Annotated in this window: 22 protein-coding genes and 1 pseudogene; 4 read left to right on the forward strand and 19 right to left on the reverse strand. The window is 35.2% G+C overall.

Annotated features, from left to right (window positions below):
- Positions 1–78: 78 nt before the first annotated feature.
- A complete protein-coding gene (locus tag GFJ36_RS19105) occupies positions 79–624 on the reverse strand; it encodes an ABC transporter permease (RefSeq protein WP_097889936.1) in 546 nt (181 codons plus the stop codon).
- A 174-nt stretch (positions 625–798) separates the two neighbouring features.
- Here GFJ36_RS19105 and GFJ36_RS19110 point away from each other — a divergent pair, with 174 nt between their 5' ends.
- Positions 799–1,398 carry a histidine kinase gene (locus GFJ36_RS19110; protein ID WP_098082516.1) on the forward strand — a complete coding sequence of 200 codons (600 nt, stop codon included), beginning with the start codon at positions 799–801 and terminating at the stop codon, positions 1,396–1,398.
- A 63-nt stretch (positions 1,399–1,461) separates the two neighbouring features.
- Here GFJ36_RS19110 and alsR read toward each other — a convergent pair whose 3' ends face one another.
- Positions 1,462–2,367 carry an acetoin biosynthesis transcriptional regulator AlsR gene (alsR, locus tag GFJ36_RS19115; RefSeq protein ID WP_000423221.1) on the reverse strand — a complete coding sequence of 302 codons (906 nt, stop codon included), beginning with the start codon at positions 2,365–2,367 and terminating at the stop codon, positions 1,462–1,464.
- Between the two features lie 152 nt (positions 2,368–2,519).
- Here alsR and GFJ36_RS19120 point away from each other — a divergent pair, with 152 nt between their 5' ends.
- Together GFJ36_RS19120 and GFJ36_RS19125 are read left to right on the forward strand one after the other, a co-directional pair.
- A complete protein-coding gene (locus GFJ36_RS19120) occupies positions 2,520–2,885 on the forward strand; it encodes a CidA/LrgA family holin-like protein (RefSeq protein WP_088608932.1) in 366 nt (121 codons plus the stop codon).
- Positions 2,882–3,559 carry an LrgB family protein gene (locus GFJ36_RS19125; RefSeq protein ID WP_088064223.1) on the forward strand — a complete coding sequence of 226 codons (678 nt, stop codon included), beginning with the start codon at positions 2,882–2,884 and terminating at the stop codon, positions 3,557–3,559. Before GFJ36_RS19120 ends, GFJ36_RS19125 begins: the two co-directional genes overlap by 4 nt.
- A 12-nt stretch (positions 3,560–3,571) precedes the next feature.
- On the opposite strand, the gene GFJ36_RS19130 is transcribed toward GFJ36_RS19125, so the two are convergent.
- Positions 3,572–3,985 carry an NUDIX hydrolase gene (locus GFJ36_RS19130; RefSeq protein ID WP_088064224.1) on the reverse strand — a complete coding sequence of 138 codons (414 nt, stop codon included), beginning with the start codon at positions 3,983–3,985 and terminating at the stop codon, positions 3,572–3,574.
- 141 nt (positions 3,986–4,126) lie between these two features.
- Here GFJ36_RS19130 and GFJ36_RS19135 point away from each other — a divergent pair, with 141 nt between their 5' ends.
- Positions 4,127–4,333, forward strand: a complete 207-nt coding sequence (locus GFJ36_RS19135) for a DUF3903 domain-containing protein (protein ID WP_000624203.1) — start codon at positions 4,127–4,129, stop codon at positions 4,331–4,333.
- Between the two features lie 309 nt (positions 4,334–4,642).
- On the opposite strand, the gene GFJ36_RS19140 is transcribed toward GFJ36_RS19135, so the two are convergent.
- The 16 genes and pseudogenes from GFJ36_RS19140 to GFJ36_RS19215 form a co-directional block, all read right to left on the reverse strand.
- A complete protein-coding gene (locus tag GFJ36_RS19140; RefSeq protein WP_088064225.1) occupies positions 4,643–5,398 on the reverse strand; it encodes a sulfite exporter TauE/SafE family protein in 756 nt (251 codons plus the stop codon).
- Between the two features lie 98 nt (positions 5,399–5,496).
- Entirely contained in the window at positions 5,497–5,643 is a 147-nt protein-coding gene (locus GFJ36_RS19145) for a BC1881 family protein (protein WP_000644411.1), read from the reverse strand.
- A gap of 212 nt (positions 5,644–5,855) precedes the next feature.
- Entirely contained in the window at positions 5,856–7,583 is a 1,728-nt protein-coding gene (locus GFJ36_RS19150; protein ID WP_157349720.1) for an S-layer homology domain-containing protein, read from the reverse strand.
- Positions 7,584–7,796: 213 nt separating this feature from the next.
- A complete protein-coding gene (locus GFJ36_RS19155) occupies positions 7,797–8,363 on the reverse strand; it encodes a hypothetical protein (protein ID WP_088064226.1) in 567 nt (188 codons plus the stop codon).
- Positions 8,364–8,369: 6 nt separating this feature from the next.
- Positions 8,370–9,389, reverse strand: coding sequence for a nuclease-related domain-containing protein (locus tag GFJ36_RS19160; RefSeq protein ID WP_088064227.1), 1,020 nt, complete (start codon positions 9,387–9,389; stop codon positions 8,370–8,372).
- Positions 9,390–9,598: 209 nt separating this feature from the next.
- Positions 9,599–10,648 (reverse strand): annotated as a pseudogene (locus tag GFJ36_RS19165) (GH25 family lysozyme).
- A gap of 132 nt (positions 10,649–10,780) precedes the next feature.
- Positions 10,781–12,544, reverse strand: a complete 1,764-nt coding sequence (locus GFJ36_RS19170; RefSeq protein ID WP_060487428.1) for an ABC transporter ATP-binding protein — start codon at positions 12,542–12,544, stop codon at positions 10,781–10,783.
- Positions 12,544–14,295, reverse strand: coding sequence for an ABC transporter ATP-binding protein (locus GFJ36_RS19175; RefSeq protein WP_048544175.1), 1,752 nt, complete (start codon positions 14,293–14,295; stop codon positions 12,544–12,546). The genes GFJ36_RS19170 and GFJ36_RS19175 overlap by 1 nt, the downstream gene beginning before the upstream one ends.
- 123 nt (positions 14,296–14,418) lie before the next feature.
- Complete coding sequence (locus GFJ36_RS19180; RefSeq protein ID WP_001123315.1) at positions 14,419–14,640, reverse strand: YneF family protein; 222 nt, start codon at positions 14,638–14,640, stop codon at positions 14,419–14,421.
- 78 nt (positions 14,641–14,718) lie between these two features.
- The gene (sirA, locus tag GFJ36_RS19185; protein ID WP_048527522.1) at positions 14,719–15,159 is read right to left on the reverse strand and encodes a sporulation inhibitor of replication protein SirA; all 441 of its coding nucleotides are present in this window, start codon (positions 15,157–15,159) and stop codon (positions 14,719–14,721) included.
- A gap of 156 nt (positions 15,160–15,315) precedes the next feature.
- Positions 15,316–17,316, reverse strand: coding sequence for a transketolase (gene tkt, locus GFJ36_RS19190; RefSeq protein ID WP_097889937.1), 2,001 nt, complete (start codon positions 17,314–17,316; stop codon positions 15,316–15,318).
- Positions 17,317–17,539: 223 nt separating this feature from the next.
- Entirely contained in the window at positions 17,540–18,022 is a 483-nt protein-coding gene (locus GFJ36_RS19195; RefSeq protein ID WP_088608934.1) for a coproporphyrinogen III oxidase, read from the reverse strand.
- Positions 18,023–18,096: 74 nt separating this feature from the next.
- Positions 18,097–18,900: a phosphonate ABC transporter, permease protein PhnE gene (phnE, locus tag GFJ36_RS19200; protein ID WP_048565869.1), complete on the reverse strand. Its 804-nt coding sequence runs from the start codon at positions 18,898–18,900 to the stop codon at positions 18,097–18,099.
- Positions 18,900–19,694, reverse strand: coding sequence for a phosphonate ABC transporter, permease protein PhnE (phnE, locus tag GFJ36_RS19205; protein WP_000996079.1), 795 nt, complete (start codon positions 19,692–19,694; stop codon positions 18,900–18,902). The genes phnE (GFJ36_RS19200) and phnE (GFJ36_RS19205) overlap by 1 nt, the downstream gene beginning before the upstream one ends.
- A complete protein-coding gene (phnC, locus tag GFJ36_RS19210; protein ID WP_087982021.1) occupies positions 19,691–20,464 on the reverse strand; it encodes a phosphonate ABC transporter ATP-binding protein in 774 nt (257 codons plus the stop codon). The genes phnE (GFJ36_RS19205) and phnC overlap by 4 nt, the downstream gene beginning before the upstream one ends.
- Before the next feature lie 84 nt (positions 20,465–20,548).
- A complete protein-coding gene (locus GFJ36_RS19215) occupies positions 20,549–21,487 on the reverse strand; it encodes a phosphate/phosphite/phosphonate ABC transporter substrate-binding protein (RefSeq protein WP_141542801.1) in 939 nt (312 codons plus the stop codon).
- Positions 21,488–21,585: the final 98 nt, after the last annotated feature.

The raw sequence follows: 21,585 nt of genomic DNA on the forward strand, positions 1-21,585 counted from the left end.
CTGTAACATGATTATTTTTATGTGTAAAATAAGAAAAGGCATGATTTCTCATGCCTTTTCCTTAAATTAAAACGAATTTTAATCTTGTAAACTTTGAACAAATCGAAAACATTGCATCATCGATAATAGGACGACCACAATCATAATTATACTAACAACTACTATTGCATATATTGTAATCGGTGCACTATTTATCCCTTGTATTCCTGCTATTTTCATAAAGATAATCGTAAATAATTTCAAAAATAACATCCCATTCACTAATCCAAAAACAAACGCTGCTCCATAAATAAATAATTGCTCCTGACATAATAAACATAGTACGTCATTTCTCTTCCTACTCTCTGCTACATAAGATTTAATTTCCTCTTTCCTCACTTGCAGAAGAGAAAACGTTATTTTATATGTAGTAAAAATACAAATAAAAATGAATACAATAAACAGCATGTAAAAGCTCATTTGAAATAAAAGTGTAGTCTCTAATTTCCCAATAGCTCCTTCATTAAATTGGAGCGATATCATAAAAAATAAAATCATAGTACTCATAGCAACCCACATGAATTGCTTCATCCTTTTGGCAGCAAATGTTCTTATATTTTTTCTCACTAACTGACATAAAGACATATGTTCTTCCCCTACCTTACTTCATACCATACTCATTCTATACTACTAGTGTATAAAAATATGACATTTTAAACATCGCACTACAATCTGAATTTTTTCTAAGTCTTTAGTCCTAGAAAATAAAATGGAAAATAAATCATATTCAGAATATAATTGTAAAAAGGAGGGGGTTGCATGCGCATAAAATTACTATCAATCTTATTTTTATTATTTCTCACAAGTTGTAGCTCACTTAAAAACAATGAGATCGCCATTGTTGAGCCATACAAATTAACAGAAGAGCAATCTTCTATTTTACAAATGACTCCTTTTCAAGAAGGAGACAGCATGTTTTATAACGTTACCCTAAAAAATGAAAAAGATGAAATACATGCTACAATTGATTATTATCAAAATGGTAAAAAAACAAACGTAATTGCGAATATAGCTACCTCCCATTTTCAAAAAAAGAAAGTAAAGCTTTCTTTTTTACCACCTCAATCCCAACTCGATAAAGATGTACAAGTGCAAAAACATTGGTATGTTAATATTGAAGGTAGTTCCATGCTCGCTCCTGAAGAAGCACCTCCAATCATAAATAGCTCTACCTCTACTACTCTTCAATCTGCTATAAACTTAACATACAATCAAAAGACGACTTTAGCGGCTATAATAAAAACGAATAAAGAAACCGTAAGAATTCCAATGCTTGAGGAAAAAACTGCTATTGACCAACTATTACAAAAAAACGAACATGTTTATCTCTTTAGTATAGAACTAAAAAAAGAACACTAAAGCGGAAATGCAATTATATTGCATTTCCGCTTTAGTGTTTAACGAGGTGTACTTTTTAACAAATTAATTAATCTCATCCTCAACTTCTATTCTTTTCTTCTCTCTTGCAATTTTCAAAAACTCTAAAAGTTCTGGATTAGTATTCATTTTTTTGTACGCTACTGACATTTCTGCAACAAAATTAGAATCACATAACTCTTTATATACGACTTCGGTTTTATACAATTTATTCGCCGATACAGGTATTACCGTAATTCCGATTCCTGCCGCTACAAGTCCCATAACTGTTTGATATTCCGTTGCTTCTTGTACAATGTGTGGACTAAATCCTACGTCGCGGCAAAGTGATAAAATTGTATCGTATAACGCTGGCCATACCGGTCTCGTAATAAATACGAACGGTTCGTCTCTTAAATCTTCAATATGTATTTCATCCTTTTCAGCAAGTGGATGTGCCTTCGGTAAACATAACGTACAAGAAAGCTTTTGAATTGGTTCTAACTCTAGTAATTGCGTTGGAATTGGCGGACGCAAAAAGCCAATATCAATACGGTTATCGTGAAGTGCATGCACCTGATCCGGTGTTGACAGTTCATGTAATGCAACAGACACTCTCGGAAATTTCTTTCTATACTCCCTTACGATAGATGGTAAAATATCATATATCGCCGCACCTACAAAACCAATTGAAAGTGATCCCACTTCTCCCCTTTGGGCACTTTGTGCAACTTCTACTGCTTTATCAATTTGTTCGAACGCTTTTTTTACTTCTTTTAAAAACATTTCTCCAGCTTCTGTTAATTCAACTTTTCTCTTCGTTCTTGAAAATAACATAACTCCCATTTCTTTTTCTAATTGCTGAATTTGTTGACTAAGCGGTGGTTGTGTCATTTGTAAACGAGCAGCTGCTCGTCCAAAGTGTAACTCCTCTGCCACTACAACAAAATATTGCAAATGCCGTAATTCCATTTTGGACACCCTTTTCACTTTCAATTAATACATCTAATATATTAATAACATATAATTTATATATTAGACAAATTTTTCGAATGAACGTATAGTAGAAATTGTTAATTCTTTTTTACAATTTTTATGTAAAAAAAGAAAGAGGTGGGTACTGTATGAAATGGTGGAAATTAAGCGGACAAATTTTATTATTATTTTGTTTCGCTTGGACAGGTGAATGGATTGCAAAACAGGCACACCTCCCAGTTCCAGGAAGTATACTCGGTATTTTTTTATTGTTAATTTCATTAAAATTTAACCTAGTGAAAAAAGAGTGGGTACAGGACGGAGCAGACTTTTTATTAAAAGAACTTATTTTATTTTTCATTCCTTCTGCAGTCGCTGTCATACGCTACAAAGATACACTATCACAATATGGAATCGATCTCATTTTAATTATTATGATTAGTACACTTTGTGTCACTCTCGCTACAGGACTCCTAACAGAATTGCTACTAAAGCGGAAAGGATCAACACAATGATCGGCTTTCTTTGTTTACTATTAACACTATTCACATATTGGATATCGAAGAAAATGTATCAACGCTGGAATTGGAGCTTACTTTCTCCTCTTCTCGTCTGCCCTATTATTTTAATTGCTTTATTACTCGGACTAGACACAACTTATGAAACATATGAAACAGGTGGTCAATGGTTAACAGAATTATTAAAGCCTGCAACAGTTGCTTTCGCATGGCCAATCTATAAATACTTTGATTTACTCAAGAAACATGGAATAGCTATTTTACTTAATGTCATTGTCGGCTCATTTTTATCAGTTATTACTTCAGCACTACTAGCTAATTATTTTCAAATTGATTCATCGTTAGAACATAGTTTAGCGCCTCATATTGTAACGACACCAATTGCAATGGCCATTTCAGAAATGATCGGTGGTATGTCACAATTAACAGCTGTATTTGTTGTTTTAACTGCGTTAACAGGAGCATTGCTCGGACCTGCTCTCATACGTATATGCCGTATTAAAACAGCGCTCGCAAAAGGCATTATGTTAGGCACTAGCGCAAATGGAACCGGTACATCAAAAGCATTCGAAATCGGCCCTGTAGAAGGAACCATTGCAAGTTTATCTATGCTTTTAACAGCAGGAGCTAGTTTAGTTATCGTTCCGCTTTTCTTGTCGTGGATACATTGAAAAAGCAAGTGTTTAAACACTCGCTTTTTTATTTATATATTTATTTAAAACCTCATAATCCTCCGGGAAAGATAGCGTTAATTCCTTCATTTCATCTATCCTCTTCCAAGCAATTTCATGTATTAACTCATCAGGATCTTGGATTTTCATACTACCGCCTATTTTTTTAACGACATAATAATGAATGTATACAGGAACCCCGTATGTAATACCTTCTTTTTCGTATATTTTCTTTACAACTTCCACATTGTAACCTGTTTCTTCCCAAACTTCTCGAATACAACATTCTTCTAGTGTCTCTCCCTTTTCAAGCCCTCCACTTGGAACAGACCACCTTTTTTCTTCACCCTTTTGCCCTTGCAACACCATTAAAACTTCATTTTTTTCATTTATACATACTGCTGCACAACCTATCCATCTTTCCATATACATCCCTCCCCTACAAAAATTCACCTTTTTTATCATTTTCTCCTTGAAAAAAGAGGAAAAAAGTAAACTAATGACGAAAAATCACATTAACTTCATAGACAATCCCTTCTTAGAAATTAAAAACGGAAGGATGAAAATATGATTTCTAAATATGTTGTGGAATGTGTCTTTTGTGAAGAAAATCGAAAACCACGCCAAGCTATCGTAACAGTTCCCGCCACTACTCAGCTACTAGCCATTGAAAAAGTGCGTGCGGAATGTAAACGTCGTTTCGGAAAAGCTTTATTATTGCAAACAGAAATTAAAGAAGAAATAACTTTTGAACAAAAAGAAAGCCGACCATAAATTGGTCAGCTTTCTTATCCGATCATATTTTCACATGAAGATTAGGGGCATCCTCTTTAAGGATCGGGATTTTCCCATTATGTACGTTCCATAATGGTCATCGAACAATATATTTCTATGCAATTAATTATTGAATAGAATAGGGCAAAACTTGTTCGCATTTTTAGAAAAGGGATAGGGATATAATTCAAGTAGTACTTCGAATACTCGAACTTTACACTCATTATATTAAAGTAAATCCTTTTATATGGGAAATATGAATTACTTACATAATTCATTCGTAAAACATATTAGTTTGCTATATTATTTTTATTCCATCAATAACATACATCCAGCTACAACTGGTGTCATAATCATTGAAAGCTTCAAAAGCATACGTGGTGCATAATTTGTAAACTTCGCCCCGATATACGCTCCTAACATCGTGCCCATTAATACTTGCAATAACAGTATATAATCTAGGTAGCCTTCTGAACTATATCCTAGCCCACCTCCAATCGCAATCGGCAATATGACAAGCATTGTTGTTCCTACAGATTGCTGGATTGTTAATCCTAATAGAGCCATTAATCCAAGTTGAATAAATGGTGCAGAACCAATCCCAAATGAACCAGCCATCATTCCAGTGACTAATCCGAGACATATACATTTCATTATATTGTCTTTCGAAAAATCTTTAATTTCTGCTAAAAGTAGTTCTTCCCTATTTTGAAACTTAATTAATTTAACAAACATAAAAATTGCAGATAAAAATAACATCCCAGCTGTAAACCAATGAAGAAGATGCGGTGGTATAAGTGAACCAAGCTTTGCACCAATATAAGAACCAAGTGCTCCACATCCACCAACAATCCCTCCTATAGTAACTACAACATTTCCTTCACGATAATGACTTATAACCCCAGATAATGTCGTAAATGCCATTGCAGTTAAAGACGTTGCAAGCGCAACATGAATAGGAATGTGGAATACTAAAGTGAGTATTGCGATAATAAAACCAGCTCCCCCTGCTCCAACAAATCCTAATAAAACTCCCATTACTAACATCGTTATAATAATTGCCACAGACTTTCCCTCCAGTAAAGCAATTATCCATCATATTCTTCCTTGTATACAAATAAAAAGCATCCTAGATGGATGCTTTTTATTTCAATAATATGTACTTAATCTTGATTAATCAAAATAACTGCCGGACCAGCGACTACTACTCCAGCTACTTCTATCTTTTCAAATTCCTTTACTGTAATAGATATAACTCCTTCTCTTTCCATTAATTCTTTACTCAGGACATCAGTCGGGATTGCTTTCACCGTCTTACCTCCTTTTCATTTATACAATATGATAAAGTGAAACTTTGAAGTGGGAGTCTTATTGCCCGCAAATAGCGAGATAAAAACAACCCAATGCATCCATATATATGCATCACCTCCGCTTTCATTCCTTATTCCACTCAAAATCCTTCTCTCCCTTCCGTAACATATTGAAAAATAAAAAAGCACTCGCAAAAGCGAGTGCTTTTTTATTATTTACTTTCTATTACTTTTAACATTCTATTAATAAATGCTGCCGATTCTCCACGCGTTGCAGAACCTTTCGGCATAAATTCATTATTTTCATTTCCTTTTACAATACCTAATCCATAAACACGTTGTACAGCTTGTTTATCATATGCTAAATCTTGATCCGAGAATGGTAACGGAACTAAGTTACCTTTAATTTTTTTATATTGCAGTGCACGATCAATCATGATAACAGCTTCATCTCGTTTAATCGTATCATTTGGAGCAAACGTCCCATTTCCTCTACCACTTATTATCCCGGCAGTTGCTGCACGATTAATACCATCTATTAGCGATGGATGTGCTGTATTTAAATCATTAAAATTCGATGATCCTTCAGGTAACTGTAATGATCTTGAAATTAAATTCGCAAATTCGCCACGTGTGACAAGACGCTCTGGCCAATAAGAACCTTTCCCATCCCCAATCATAATGCCTCGTTTATCTAATTCACGAATGTCTGCTTCGTACCAACCACCTGTTATATCATCTTTATGGTTCGCATCATAATAAACCTTTGTTCCTTGTAAGAATGGTTCCCACGCATTATTTTTAATCATAATAGCCGGACAATTCTTTCCACTCCAGAATTGATGTTTCTTCACATTTTCTAAAGGAATATGTAATTCTCCCATTAAGTAAGCTGTTAATTTACGAGCATTTTCAACAGCTTTATTATAATCACCATCTTCGTTTACAGCAATTTCAATCGCAATTGATTCTCGATTTCCAGTTCCTTCTGCTCCATCTCCTGCATGCCAAGCATTTTCGTTTAATGGAAGATGTTGGTAAATTTCTTTATCGTCTACCGTAAAGTGCCATGACGCTGAACGATCTTCCGTTCCCGTTGCTTGGTTATATAAATATATTGCATGGTTTTTAGCATTTGCCCCAACACTGTAATTATCTGTCTCATGAATCGTAATATACTTCGGCTTCATCGCATAACCGGGACGGATATTTTCATTTCCTTTCGGTACAATCATTTCTTTTAAAGTTACACCATAAATATCCGTTGTTTTCTCTTCTATTGGTGCAGCATACATAACTGCTGCACGTTTTGTACGTGCTGGTGTTGCCTCTTGAATAATTGAAGCTTTTGTTCCTTCAAATTTTGCTGAAGGTGAATAAATCCATTTTATCTCATCATTTATTTTTACTTGGAACCATTCTCCGGCCTGTCCAATTGCTTGAATATTTTGTGGCTCCAATACATTTTCTTCTTTGTATGAAGTAAATGGTTCAGAGTAAGTAGAGGTTACTTCATTAATAACCAACTTTTCACTTAATAAAGGGTGAAATTCTTTAACCTCTACATTCCCCTCACTATTTTCTATCCATCCAGTTCCAGATGAAGTCCGAACATAGTAAGCGTTTCCTTTTCTCTTCTCAGCTTTTACAACTTGATTCGAAATGTGAACCCCTGTCTCTTTTTGAAAATTACTAGAATCATATAAAGGTACTTCTTTCACTATTTGTACAAGAAATTCGCCTTGCACTTCATTTTTTACTCCTTTATCTTCTCCTCGACCATCTTCCTCTTTCATATGGTTTTCAATACTTTTTAAAGCTTGTACATCAGGTGAAACCGCTACAGTTTTTTCCAACTCATTAGCATAGGAATAATTCGGAATCGTTACCACGCTAAATACAATCGATGCAGCTAAAACATTATAAAATCTTTTTTTCATCATAATACTTAACACGCCATAATTAAATTCGTGTTAATTTCCCCCTCCTCAACCAAAATATAGGACATCTAGTAAACTATTAAACTACATAACCATTTACAATATAACAGACTCATTCCGATTCGTATAGATAGGAATGACTACTATTTGCCTACATTTACTATATTGGAATATAAAAAGAAGCTATAATATATAGCTTCCCTCTACATTTCTTTAACCTCTATGCACCTTATATTCCATAACTCTACCATCTCTATCAAATTGTAAAACAAGCTGTTCACTATCTATTGAAATAAAGCCACGTTCATTTCCAAGATAGTACGAAGTGGTAATCCCTTCTTCTCCATTTCTCGTTTCAGTAGGCGTTCCTAATAATTTTGTGATTTCTTCATTTGACTTCCCTGTTAATTTATATTTTTGCATTAGATCATCTACCATATGTACCCGTTTCTCTTCAGCATGTAACCACCGATCTTGATTAAACTTAGAGGTGTATGTATTCATACTTAATTGCGCAGTGCACACTATCAATAGAATACAACCTACTATCATTACACCTAGCATTTGCTTTTTTTCTGTATTATGATTTACAGAAGTACGTAAGACGAACTTTTGAATTACGACTAATATAGCAAATGGCATGACTACTACAAACATACTTTTTACACTTACTGACATATGAACCACATCAATAACAAACATAAACGCAAGATACATTAGTATATACAAACAAACATAAACATACAAAATACCCCTTAATATAGCACTCAAAAAGCCCACCTCTTTTTAATTTATTTTATAATTCATCCGGCTAATGATTTCTCGAAGTTTTTCTAACTCTTGATCTGTATATATTACTTTCCCTGTTAAGATCTCATTTCTGAAGAACGTTACAATTTGCTCTCTATCTTTTAATCTCGGCGTTTTTTCTTCAGACAGATCTAGCACTTCTTTCCCACTCTCATTATAAAAATATACAATCGGTTTTACTTTTTCCTTTACAATATCAACTTGTATTTCTTTTAAACAATTGTATAGAATATGAGATAATTTCTTCGCTCTATATACTGGATTCCCTTCATTTTTCACTTGTATCGTTAATGAATCTTCACCTGTAACGCATTCAAATGTCTCTTCTTTCTCTACTTCTTGTTGATACTTGCCAATTTCATCAATCATAAATGAATATATACTAGCATTTTCTTTCGTTAAGCCATGAATTAATTTCCCTGTCCATTCTTTCGTCTCAAGTAGATACATACCCGTTTTACTTAAGACAAGATGATGAATGCGACAATCATTTCCTCCATGCTGATTTCTAATAAAAACATTTGGCATAATATGCAATTCAGTGTCTAGTATTATGCCTTGCTCTACGAAGCCACGCTTCATATAATGTAATGTTTCGTGTGTATTCACTTCAGCTCCATTTTTCGTATACTCTCGCAAATTTGCAATTAACTTTTGAAACATGTGTATTTCGTTACTATGTTTTTCTTGTATTTCACTTCGTTCTTTACTATGTTGCATAGCTAATTGATTTTTCATCATACGCATATTTTCAAGTTCTCTAGCTGCACTTATTTGTAAATCATTGTATTTCTTCTGTTCCATATTTTTCAATGTATTTTGTTGTTCTTTATGCTCTGTAACCGTAGCTGCAATTTCAGTTTCATACGTTTCAATTGCTTGTTTCTTTTCAAATTCTACTTGCTGACTCTCTGATTCTAGCTGTTTATTTTTATAGAACAGCACGAATACTACAGCTAATAATAATAAAATCACACCTATTAGCACATAATCCATATCTTTACTCCTTTATTCCATTTTCATTTATTTTTATAAACATCCATTATATTATACTATGCTTTCAATATACACTTTGTAAAAATCACATATTTTTAATGAAGAGAGACTTTAATAAGCGATTTTTCTCATTCCCTACTGATTGTTTCAGGTTGCTCGCAAATAGCAGAATAAAAGGAATCTCAGGCGAGATACCTTTTACGTGCATTTTATTGTACACCATACTGAATATAACTTGAATCATAGTATATCCAGCCATTTCCACCTAAACCAAGCCAGCCATCTTGCTTACACCATACTCTATAAGCCTCACCGCGATGTAACTGTCTTATAACATTTCCATTTAATGATGGAGCATCCCGCAGATTCACATTATCACCAGTAATAGTCGCCACATAATGTTTATACTGAATGTAACTTGGATCATAGTATATCCATTCGTTTCCACCTAAAGCAAGCCAACCATCTTGTTCATTCAAAACTTCATATGATTCTCCTCTATTTAGCTGGCGAATTACACTAGATTGTAAAGATGGTCCACTCCGTAAATTTACATTATCGCCTTTAATTACAGCAACGCCGTAGACTGCAGTAGCAGTACTAGGTGGAGAAACATTTCCACCACCATTTGTTCCATTTCCTTGCAAAGCTTCTAATGAAACCGCTGCTGATACGTCACAATTTCCTACTACACCTGAAATTTGACCAGAATCTGTGTATTGCCATGCTGTCCACTCTGTCCATCCACCAGCATCAGCAGGCGGCGTACTAGAGTATTTAGAAATCCAAAGTGGAATATCGCTTAATCCGTTAATTCCAAACTCATTAATATACCAAACTCCTGTATATAACATGACATCTTTTCCAGTAGCCTGTTTCACATAATTTATGAAACTTCTTGCCCAATTAGATATAGCAGTACCAGTTAAATTACTATTACTCGGATCTATCGGTGATTCTAAATCTAAAACTGGCATTAAGTCTGTCTAATTGCTTTGTAATATATTCACAAAATGTTTCGCTTCTGAAATTGCATCATTTAGTTCTGGATGTGCAAAATGGTATGCACCGATTAATACATTCGCATTTCGTGCTGCTTGTACATTTTGAACCAAAGTAGGATCAAGATTATTCACACCTTCTGTCGCTTTTGCATACGCCGCTGAAATACCCGATCCCTTCACTGCATTCCAATCAATGTTCCCTTCCCAATGAGACACATCGATAAACGTAATATTTGAACTAGATCTATCTTGCATATAAAAGCTCCTATCAATTTTTTTCATTTCGTATACATACAATATGTACAACTTTAATAAAGGGTCACGACGTTTATACTATAGAAATTGAGAGCAAACATATTTTATAAACAAAGTAAAAAGGCCTTATAATTACAAGGCCTTTTGTAAAATCCCTTTATTTTGTAGTAAATACATATTATAATACAACCCTTGCTCACTCAGTAATTCTTGATGTGTTCCTCTTTCTACTATTTCTCCATCATGCATAACAAAAATTTGATCTGCATCTTGAATTGTAGATAATCTGTGTGCAATTGCTATAGTCGTTCTCCCTTTTCGCATTTGCTGTAATGCTGTTTGGATCGCATCTTCTGTTTCTGTATCAATATTAGCTGTTGCTTCATCTAATACTAATACTTTCGGATTCGTTGCTATCGTTCTAGCAAAAGCAATTAATTGTCGTTGACCACTAGAAAATGCAGCTCCTCTTTCTACTACTTCTGTTTCATACTGCTCTGGTAATTTTTCAATAAACGTATTCGCTTGCACAAATTGTGCCGCTTCTTTTACTTCTTCATCCGTAATTTCTTCATTGTACATACGAATATTTTGTTTTACATTTCCCGCAAATAAAAATGCATCTTGCAATACGAGTCCTATTTTCTTTCTAATTTCTCTTTCTTCAAATCTCTCTAAATCTACACCATCTATTACAATATTTCCGGACTTAATATTATAAAATCGCATTAACAAATTCATAATAGTACTTTTTCCGCTACCAGTGTGCCCAACGAAAGCAACTGTTTGCCCTTGTTTCACGTGAAAAGATACATTTTTTAAAACATCACGTTTTCCATCATACGAAAAAGTAACATTTTTAAATTCAATTTCTCCATTAACAACTTGAGGATTTCCATCCCCTTTTTGAACTGGAGCTAAATCTTTCTCATCCATTAAATGAAATACACGTGATGATGAAACAAGTGCCTGTTGGAAAAATGATAATTTCATCATCATCTCATTTACAGGCTGGAAGAAACGATGTATATAGTTAACAAACGCATATAAGACACCTACTTCAACAGGACTCTTCAAAGCATCAATTCCAAATAAACCAAGTACTAACGCAATAGCCACAATATGAACTAAATCAGTTGCTGGACGTAAAAGTAACGCGTCTAACTTTAACGTCCGTCGCCCTGCACTATAATGTTTATTATTCACTTCTTCAAACTCTTTTCTCATACGCTTTTCTTGCCTGAACACTTGAACAATATTCATTCCTTGAATGGACTCATTCAACTTTGCATTTAACACGCTTAATTGATTACGTACTTCTAAATAAAAGGCTGCACTCTTCCGGCGATATAGCACCATAATTGCAAACATTATCGGAATTAATACGAGAGAAAATAGAGCTAGTTTTACATTTAATAAAAACATTGCTACTAAAATACCTATTAAAAAGACTACATTTTTGACAAATGTGGATAATACACTGACATAAAAATCTTTAATTGCTTCCGTATCATTCGTTATGCGCGATACAAGCGTACCAATCGGCGTACGATCAAAGAAACTTAATGACAACTTTTGAACATGATTATATACTTCAACACGCATATCTTGAACAATTTTAAAAGCGATATTTTGAAAATACAATAAGTCTAAATAAGTAAATAATACTTTTAATAAGTGAGCAATAAGATACACTACAAATAGAGTAACAAGTGCTGATTGATCAAAGTTACGTGGTACTAAATGTTCATCAAGAAATTGTTTAATTAAAAAAGGACCCATCATTTCAGTTACAGTTGCACCAACTAAAAAGATAAATGCTAAAGATAGTAACCTTTTATATGGCTTCATATAAGAAAGTAATCTACTTAAATCACTCCGCTTCTTCCCGGTCATCATACGCCTCCTTTCTCGACTAATGCTTCTAACTGCTGGCTCTCGTACATTTCTTTATACCAACCGTTTTCTTTCATTAATTGTTCATGTGTACCTCGTTGCACAATTCTGCCTTCATCCACAACAAGTATAAGATTGGCATGTTGAATTGCACTTAAACGATGAGCAGTAATAATCGTTGTTTTTCCTGCTCTTTCCCTCTTTAATGCATTTAAAATCGTTTCTTCTGTTTTTGCATCTACCGCTGATAAACAATCATCTAAAATTAAAATTTCCGCATTCGTTAATAAAGCACGTGCAATAGAGATTCTCTGTTTTTGACCTCCAGATAACGAAACGCCTCTTTCTCCTACTACCGTTTCATACCCTTCTGAAAATTGGAGGATGTCATTATGAATACAAGCAATCTCTGCAGCGCGGGTTATTTCATTATATGTAGCATCCGCCTTTCCGAAGGCAATATTCTCCCCAATACTCGCTGAAAATAAAAAATGATCTTGCGGCACGTATGAAATGGCAGAACGGACACCGTAAAGTGTTACATCGCGAATATCCCGCTCCCCAACTTTTAATTCACCACTAAAATGATCATACTCACGGATTAAACATTTTAATAAAGTCGTTTTCCCTGCTCCTGTACGTCCGACAACTCCTAGTGTTTCACCCTTCTTCAAATCAAAGTGAACATCTATTAGCTGTAACAGTTCATTTTTCTTATATGAAAATGAATCGACCGCAAATGTAACATCACCGCTTGCTACTTTATGTACAGCATCTTCTCTATTTACTACATCTGATTTTTGCGAGAGAATTTTTTCTACACGGTCATACGAAGCACGCCCACGCTCCATAATATTAAACAACCATCCAAAGGCTAACATTGGCCAAACGAGGGTACCTAAATACGTTGTAAATGTAACGAGATCACCTACAGTTAATTCACCCCTCACAACTAATACTGACCCGTAACACACTGCAATTAAAAAAGAAAATCCAACGATAAGAGAGATTGTTGGATCAAACAACGAATCAATACGTGCGACTAACATATTTTTATGTACAACATCTTCTGATTTTTTTCGAAATGCTTGTAAATCTTCTTTCTCTTGTCCAAGTGATCGAATTACCTTCATCCCACTCATACTCTCTTGCACTTTATCATTGATTTCTGAAAACGATTGCTGCGCTTTATGAAACCTTTTATGTAATAACGTTCCATAATAATTTGTCGAAATCGCTACAATCGGCATTGGAATTAAGCTTAACAATGTTAACTTCCAACTAATTGTAAAACCCATCGCTACGAGTACACATCCCCCAACCGCTAATGAGTCAACAAGTGTTAAAACGCCCGATCCAGCAGTTTGTTGAATCGCCTGAATATCATTAGTCGCATGCGCCATCAAATCACCCGTACGACGTGATTGATAGAAAGATGGGCTCATCCTTGTAAAATGTTCATATAAATTCTTTCGTAATTGACGGGCTAGTTTTAACGAAGATCCAAAAATCATAATACGCCATAAATAACGTAATATGTACATAGTAATCCCTACAACTACTAACAGAATAACCCACTTCAACAATTTTTCAGATGTTAATGTTCCATTATTAATTTCATCTACTACAATACCTAGTACTTTCGGAGCTACAAGTTCAAGAAGCGCGACACCAAATAACATAATAATTCCGATTATGTACGCTCGTTTTTCTTGTTTAAAAAACCACGCTAAATTAATAAATACCTTCATTTTTATCCTCCTCCCTTAAAATGAGCGATGTTTTCAGTTTACCAAAAATACTGAATTTTTAAAAGTTTTAAACTACATAACTAACAAAAAGAAAAGACACTCTTAGCGAGTGTCTTTTAGCGCTTATTTCGTTTGTTGCTTATTCATCGCGCTCATCATTTGATTGATTTTCTTTTGGGAAGGTTTTTGTCCCATTTGCATCATCATCATTTTTAACATTTGTTCATTAATTGGTGGATTTTTTTCTAAGTAGTTCATCATGTATTTGCGGGCAATGAAAAATCCTAACGCCACGCCTGCTACTAGTGCTACTACGCCCACTAGAATACCTAACCAAATTGGCATATATTTTCCTCCTTCATGTTGTCTACCTTACAGTGTACTAAAACCTTTTCAATAAGACAAGATACAATTCGACATTTTTTACACATATGTTCGTACTTGTTTTAGAGGATTCAGCCATCCGTACTTTGTATTTTCATAATCCATAGCTAAAAATGTTAATTCACACTTTCTTAACACCTCAAAGAAAGTCGTTTCCATAGAAACGTTTCCAGAGGTATTCATGCGAATATAGTGCGGTTTCACCATTATTTCGCCGTATTCCGCTCCTGTATAAAGTGTATGTGTATGATGTGTTCGATCATATTTACCAAGAACGCGCAAAGCTTGTTCTAATTTATGGTGAATTTTCATTACTTGTAATGGCATCGTTATATACATCATTTGTTTATATAACACTTTTCTCTCCGAAAGGGACCCAGATTCTGAAAATCTAGCAAATAAATCAAAAAACAAATATTCACGACCAAAGTAAGCTTTCGCAATATCCTCTTGAATTAAATACAATTCATACGTTTTCATCTTTCGCCTCCCAATCTGGACAACCTTTTCCCTTCATTATATAGAAGAAATTTTGCAATGATTGTCTGACTGCGGAGAGATAAAAAACTTTTTCTGTCGAAAAAACTCATTTACATAGAAAAATCTCTCCATGCCGGAGAGATTTTTCTAAAATCATTAAAGCATTTCTTTTACTTTACGAACAACGTTCTCTACAGTAAATCCATACTCTTCCATAATCTTCTCACCAGGAGCAGAAGCACCGAATGTATCGATACCTAACACATCTCCGTCAAGACCTACGTAACGGTGCCATCCGAATGTAGCACCCATTTCGATTGCGAAACGTTTTGTTACGGCTTTCGGTAATACAGATTCTTTGTACTCAGCTGTTTGAGCTTCAAAGCGATCCATAGATGGCATGCTGACAACAGCTGCGTTAACGCCGTCTACTGCTAACGCTTTTTGCGCTTCAACAGCTAGACTTACTTCAGATCCAGATGCAAGTAAGATTACATCAGCTGTTTCTTTCTTGCTTGCAGAAACTACATATGCACCTTTTGCTACTTTTTCATACGTATCTTCTTTTGCACCTTCTAATGTTGGAAGGTCTTGACGAGTTAATACTAAAGCAGTTGGTTTGTTTGTAGATTCTAGAGCTAGTCTCCAAGCTGCAACAGATTCGTTACCATCAGCTGGACGAATAACAGATACATTTGGCATTGCACGTAGCGCTGCTAATTGCTCGATTGGTTCATGTGTTGGACCATCTTCACCAACAGCGATACTGTCGTGTGTGAATACATACGTTACTGGCAATTGCATTAATGCTGCAAGACGAATTGCTGGACGTAAGTAGTCAGAGAATACGAAGAACGTACCACCGTAAGTTTTTAAACCGCCATGTAGTGCAATACCGTTCATTGCTGCACCCATTGCGAACTCACGTACACCGTACCAAATGTTTTTTCCGCTGTAATCATCTCTTGTAAAGTCTTTTTCGTTATTCATGTATGTTTTGTTAGAACCAGCAAGGTCAGCAGATCCACCGAAGAATGATGGTACAGACTCTGCAATTGCATTAATTACAGCACCTGAAGAATTACGAGTTGCTGCTTTTGATCCTAATTCATAAGTTGGTAAGTTTTGCTCCCAACCTTCTGGAAGAAGACCATTCATTGCCGCTTGTAATTCGTTTGCTAATTCTGGGTATGCTTGTGCATATTCACCTAGCATAGTGTTCCACGCTGCTTGCGCAGTTTCACCAACATCTTGTACAGTTTTACGGAAGTTGTCATATACTTCTTCTGCTACATGGAAGTCTTGCTCAGCAGTCCAAGCATATGCTTCTTTCGTTAATTTTGTTTCGTCTACACCAAGTGGAGAACCATGTGAAGCTGATTTTCCTGATTTGTTTGGAGAACCGAAACCAATTGTCGTTCTTACTTCAATTAGCGTTGGGCGTTTTTCGTCAGCTTTCGCTTCTTCGATTGCTTTCGCGATAGCTTCAATATCGTTTCCATCCTCAACACGGATTACTTGCCATCCGTATGCTTTGTAACGATCTTCTACACTTTCAGAGAATGAACGATTTAAATCGCCATCTAATGAAATATCGTTTGAATCATAAAGCACAACAAGACGACCTAATTGTAAATGAGCAGCTAATGAAGATGCTTCAGCAGAAACGCCTTCCATTAAATCTCCATCACCACAAATAGCGTATGTATGATGATCTACTACATTATACGCATCACGGTTATATTTAGCCGCTAAATGTCTTTCAGCCATTGCCATACCTACAGCAGTTGCAATACCTTGTCCAAGTGGACCAGTAGTTGCGTCTACACCTGCTGTATGACCGTACTCAGGATGTCCTGGAGTTTTGCTTCCCCATTGACGGAAGTTCTTTAAGTCATCCATTGTTACATCATAACCAGATAGGTGAAGTAGGCTGTATAGTAACATTGAACCATGACCTGCAGATAATACGAAACGATCACGGTTAAACCACGTTGGGTTATTTGGATTGTGTTTCATAAATTGAGTCCATAATGTATAAGCCATTGGTGCTGCACCCATTGGCATTCCTGGGTGACCAGAGTTTGCTTTTTCAATCGCATCGATGGATAATGTGCGAATCGTGTTGATAGAAAGTTGTTCGATTGAATGTGACATGCTATTCTTCCCTTCGCTTATATTAGTAAACGTTTTATACATTTATATGATAGCTTCCCACGCAAGATTATACAACATGTATCGACAAATATGTTGATATTTTTTTGGCTTTTCATAAAAAAATCAATGATTTCGGGAATGTATGGGTATTCAATATGACATACTTTTTCATTATTTTTATTTTAAAAAGAAAGGGAATTATCTGTATATTTATTCATCATTTTCAAATTCCATAATGCAAAATATATCCTTCCCCATTTTTCACTCTGCAAAGCAAACGAATAAAAGAATTTAAATCTTGGCATAATTTATCTCGATCAAATACGTATCTTTCATATCCTCCATCAGTATTATTATCATTTTCCCATTGAAACTGCCCTGTCAGTTCGATTGTTTCTGGCGCTAGAGAAAACATGTTAACTAGCGAACAAAATAACTGTTCTGCTATCACTGCCCCTTGCTGTTCTATTTTCGTAATACCATAATAGTGAATTCCAAACCCTTCTGCTCTTTTCGCTGGATAATAGGTCGGAATCCAATGGGTAAAATCTAATAGATATACGATTAGCTCATCACTTAATACAACACACTCATCTATCGTTGCCTCTTCTTTATATAGAAAACAAAGTTCAATCCAATCTATACCTATAAAATCCAACCCTTTTTTTTCATTCGAAACAAATACAAACTCGTGCTGTAAAGCCAAATTATCCCCCCTATTGCTCACATTTATTATTCTTATTATATAAAAAAGCACCTTTTATAGGTGCTTAAAATAAATTATACAATTTTCTTCCGTATCGAACTTGAAATAAAATCAATGATAATTACCATTAAAATAATACCCAATAAAATAATACCCACACGAGACCAATTGCGTGAACTCAGTGCAAAAATTAGAGGCGTACCAATCCCACCTGCTCCAATAACACCTAAAATGGCAGCGGATCGTACATTAATTTCGAACCTGTATAACGTATACGATAGAAAATCCGGTAATACTTGTGGCAATACTGCATACCAAAGTATTTGAAAGCGATTCGCACCTGTAGCTATTAACGCTTCCGTCGGTCCTTTATCTATATTTTCAATTCCTTCTGAATATAATTTCCCTAACATTCCGATAGAGTGTAATCCTAAAGCTAGAACTCCGGCAAAGGAGCCTGGTCCAACAGCTTTTATAAATAAAAGAGCCATAACTAATTCAGGAAATGTACGAACAAAACTAAGTACAAATTTCCCAGTTCCTGCCGTTAATTTTCCACTGCTCATATTCGTTGCCGCCCAAAAAGCGAATGGAACAGATAAAAAGGCAGAAATAAATGTACCTAATATCGCAATTGCCAACGTATCAATTAAGCCATGTAATAAATCTTCACCATCTGGCAAAGATACATACGACCAATCTGGATTCAATACACCTGTCATAATTGCTTTTGTAATTTCTCCTGCCGTATCCTTTATTCCCTCTAGCGGGACTCCTGAAAAAGCCCATACATAAACAAATGCAAGTGCTATAAAAATAAACCAGCGATACACACTCGGTTTCTTCGGTTTTGGTACAATTATCGTCGTTTTACTCATTATAATTTCTCCCGCAACAATGTACTTACATAATCAATTAACAATACAACAACAAGAGTATAAATAATAATAGATGCAGTTTGTTGATATTGTAAAAATCCAAGTGTACGGTCATAATACAACCCAATACCACCCGCTCCTACTAAACCTAAAACAGCTGCTGCACGTACATTCACCTCAAATGTATAAAGAACATAGGAGACAAAATGTGCTTTCACTTGCGGAATTACCCCATACACAATCCATTGCACTTTATTTGCTCCTACTGCTGTCATCGCCTCTAATGGACCTGGATCAATCGATTCCATTGACTCATACAACAATTTCGCCACGAGCCCAATTGAGAAAAAAGTAAGAGCTAAAATACCTGGAAGTGGTCCTATTCCAAAAATAGCTACGAAAATTGCTGCTAATAATAAATCTGGTATCGTTCGGATAAAATTTAAAACCAATCGAGCTGGACCGTACAAAAATGTACTAGTAAACACATTACTTGCCGCAAATAGTGCCAGTGGAATAGCTAAAATCGCTCCTAAAGTCGTCCCAATAATCGCCATACGTATTGTATCTAACATCGCTGTTGTAATAACTTGAAAATAACTCCAATCAGGCGGCACCATCTCTTTTAACAAATCAATCATATTGGGAAAACCAACTACTAGTTTTGAAAATGATGCGTCAACCTGTACACTACTTCCCCACAACAGTAAAATGACTAGAATAGCCGTTAACATATGTTTCAACTTACTCGGCGGCTTCGGTATCGATTTCGAATATATCGTCGCGTCATTCATTTAACTGCCACCTCTAATAATTCACTTTTCTGCGCTACGTCTCCATAAATTTCAGCAAATTTTTCATCCGTTGCCTCTTCTACTGAACCATCAAAAACAATTTCGCCTGCATGTAATCCAATAATGCGTGTCGCATATTGCCTAGCTAAATCAATAGAATGTAAGTTTACAATTGTTGTAATCCCAAAATCTTCATTAATTTTTTTCAAATCATCTAATACTTGCTTTGTTGTTAGCGGATCTAACGACGCAACAGGTTCATCTGCCAATATGATTTTTGCTTCTTGTGCCAACGCTCTAGCAATCGATACACGTTGCTGTTGTCCTCCTGATAATTCATCAGCTCGCGCATATGTTTTTTCTAAAATATTCACCCTTTTTAACGATTGAAAGGCAAGCTCCAAATCTTCTTTTGGAAATAGACCTAACGTTGTACGAAAAGTCGAATGGTATCCAACACGCCCAGCTAATACATTCTTCAAAACTGTTGATCGTTTTACAAGGTTAAAACTTTGAAAAATCATACCAATATCCCGGCGCATGCGTCGTAATTCTTTTCCTTTCGCAGCAGTAATAGACTCACCTTCAATCAAGATTTCTCCTTCTGTAATCTCATGAAGGCGATTTACCGATCTAAGAAGTGTAGACTTTCCAGCCCCCGACAGCCCTACCATTACAACAAACTCACCTTTTTGAATGTTCAAGTTTATATTATTCAATCCTTTTGTACCATTCGGATACATTTTGGAAACATTTCGAAATTCTATCACACATCTTACCTACCTTCTATGTATTCAAAATGGCAAACTAACTGGAAACATACACCTTCCAGTTAGCTGCCATTTCCATATGTATTATTGCGCTTTTACTTTCTTTCCATATTCACGAACGATATCAAATTTACTATCATCAGATTTAACATATCCTTCATGTGAATATACTTCTTTAATGATTTTGTGACCTTCCTCATTCTTTCCTATTTCAATGAAAGCGTCCTGTAATTTCTTACTCCACTCTGCATCTAAATCAGAACGTACCGAAATCGTATCGTTAGGAATTTTTTCCGTAAATTTCACTATTTTCGTTTGATCGAATATATTCGGATAATCTTTTTTCACAATATTACGAGCATCTTGGAATACAACAGATACATCTACATCACCATTTAAAAGAGCAATCAGCGACTGATCGTGACCTTTTAATGTAACAGGTTTCACATCCTTTAGCGGATCAATTCCCTCTTTTAACAATACAGCCGCAGGCCATACATACCCCGCTGATGACGTTACATCTTGATAACCAATTTTTTTACCTTTTAAATCTTTTACACTGTTAATATTTGAATCTTTCTTAACTACAAACTCAGATTTATAAAAGTCTACTAAATCCTTTGTAGGAGCTCCCGTTTCATCATCTACTCCAAAACGTTGTGCTTGTAAAATTACGTTTGCAGCCTTTTTCTCATGCGCTAGCACATACGCTGTTGGAGGTAAAAACCCTACATCTACTTGCTTAGACGCCATCGCTTCTACAATTGTATTGTAATTCGTTGAAATACTAACTTTTACCGGAACATTTAATTTATCACTTAATAACTTTTCCAATGGTTTTGCCTTTGCCTCTAACGTATCTGCATTTTGAGAAGGAACAAATTGAACATTTAAAGTCTTCGGTACATAACCTTTTTTCGTATCTTCAGTTTTACTTGCACTTGATTCTTTCGTTCCACAACCACTTAATAATCCCGCCGCTAGTACAACTGTCGTACTCATTGCAAAAACTTTTTTCAACATATTAATGCCTCCAATTTTGTTGTTATAAAATTGCCTTCCGTAAACATGAAGAAATATATCACACATTTTCACGTATATTTTCTTATTTACAGAATCTT

Source organism: Bacillus sp. EE-W1 (genome assembly GCF_009760835.1).
Taxonomy (GTDB): Bacteria; Bacillota; Bacilli; order Bacillales; family Bacillaceae_G; genus Bacillus_A; species Bacillus_A wiedmannii.

What these genes read in the sequence shown, in the direction of transcription:
- GFJ36_RS19105 (WP_097889936.1), bottom strand. Translation starts at nt 624, where the DNA reads ATGTCTTTATGTCAGTTAGTGAGAAAAAATATAAGAACATTTGCTGCC.
- GFJ36_RS19110 (WP_098082516.1), top strand. Translation starts at nt 799, where the DNA reads ATGCGCATAAAATTACTATCAATCTTATTTTTATTATTTCTCACAAGT.
- alsR (WP_000423221.1), bottom strand. Translation starts at nt 2,367, where the DNA reads ATGGAATTACGGCATTTGCAATATTTTGTTGTAGTGGCAGAGGAGTTA.
- GFJ36_RS19120 (WP_088608932.1), top strand. Translation starts at nt 2,520, where the DNA reads ATGAAATGGTGGAAATTAAGCGGACAAATTTTATTATTATTTTGTTTC.
- GFJ36_RS19125 (WP_088064223.1), top strand. Translation starts at nt 2,882, where the DNA reads ATGATCGGCTTTCTTTGTTTACTATTAACACTATTCACATATTGGATA.
- GFJ36_RS19130 (WP_088064224.1), bottom strand. Translation starts at nt 3,985, where the DNA reads ATGGAAAGATGGATAGGTTGTGCAGCAGTATGTATAAATGAAAAAAAT.
- GFJ36_RS19135 (WP_000624203.1), top strand. Translation starts at nt 4,127, where the DNA reads ATGATTTCTAAATATGTTGTGGAATGTGTCTTTTGTGAAGAAAATCGA.
- GFJ36_RS19150 (WP_157349720.1), bottom strand. Translation starts at nt 7,583, where the DNA reads ATGAAAAAAAGATTTTATAATGTTTTAGCTGCATCGATTGTATTTAGC.
- GFJ36_RS19160 (WP_088064227.1), bottom strand. Translation starts at nt 9,389, where the DNA reads ATGGATTATGTGCTAATAGGTGTGATTTTATTATTATTAGCTGTAGTA.
- GFJ36_RS19170 (WP_060487428.1), bottom strand. Translation starts at nt 12,544, where the DNA reads ATGACCGGGAAGAAGCGGAGTGATTTAAGTAGATTACTTTCTTATATG.
- GFJ36_RS19175 (WP_048544175.1), bottom strand. Translation starts at nt 14,295, where the DNA reads ATGAAGGTATTTATTAATTTAGCGTGGTTTTTTAAACAAGAAAAACGA.
- GFJ36_RS19180 (WP_001123315.1), bottom strand. Translation starts at nt 14,640, where the DNA reads ATGCCAATTTGGTTAGGTATTCTAGTGGGCGTAGTAGCACTAGTAGCA.
- sirA (WP_048527522.1), bottom strand. Translation starts at nt 15,159, where the DNA reads ATGAAAACGTATGAATTGTATTTAATTCAAGAGGATATTGCGAAAGCT.
- tkt (WP_097889937.1), bottom strand. Translation starts at nt 17,316, where the DNA reads ATGTCACATTCAATCGAACAACTTTCTATCAACACGATTCGCACATTA.
- phnE (WP_048565869.1), bottom strand. Translation starts at nt 18,900, where the DNA reads ATGAGTAAAACGACGATAATTGTACCAAAACCGAAGAAACCGAGTGTG.
- phnE (WP_000996079.1), bottom strand. Translation starts at nt 19,694, where the DNA reads ATGAATGACGCGACGATATATTCGAAATCGATACCGAAGCCGCCGAGT.
- GFJ36_RS19215 (WP_141542801.1), bottom strand. Translation starts at nt 21,487, where the DNA reads ATGTTGAAAAAAGTTTTTGCAATGAGTACGACAGTTGTACTAGCGGCG.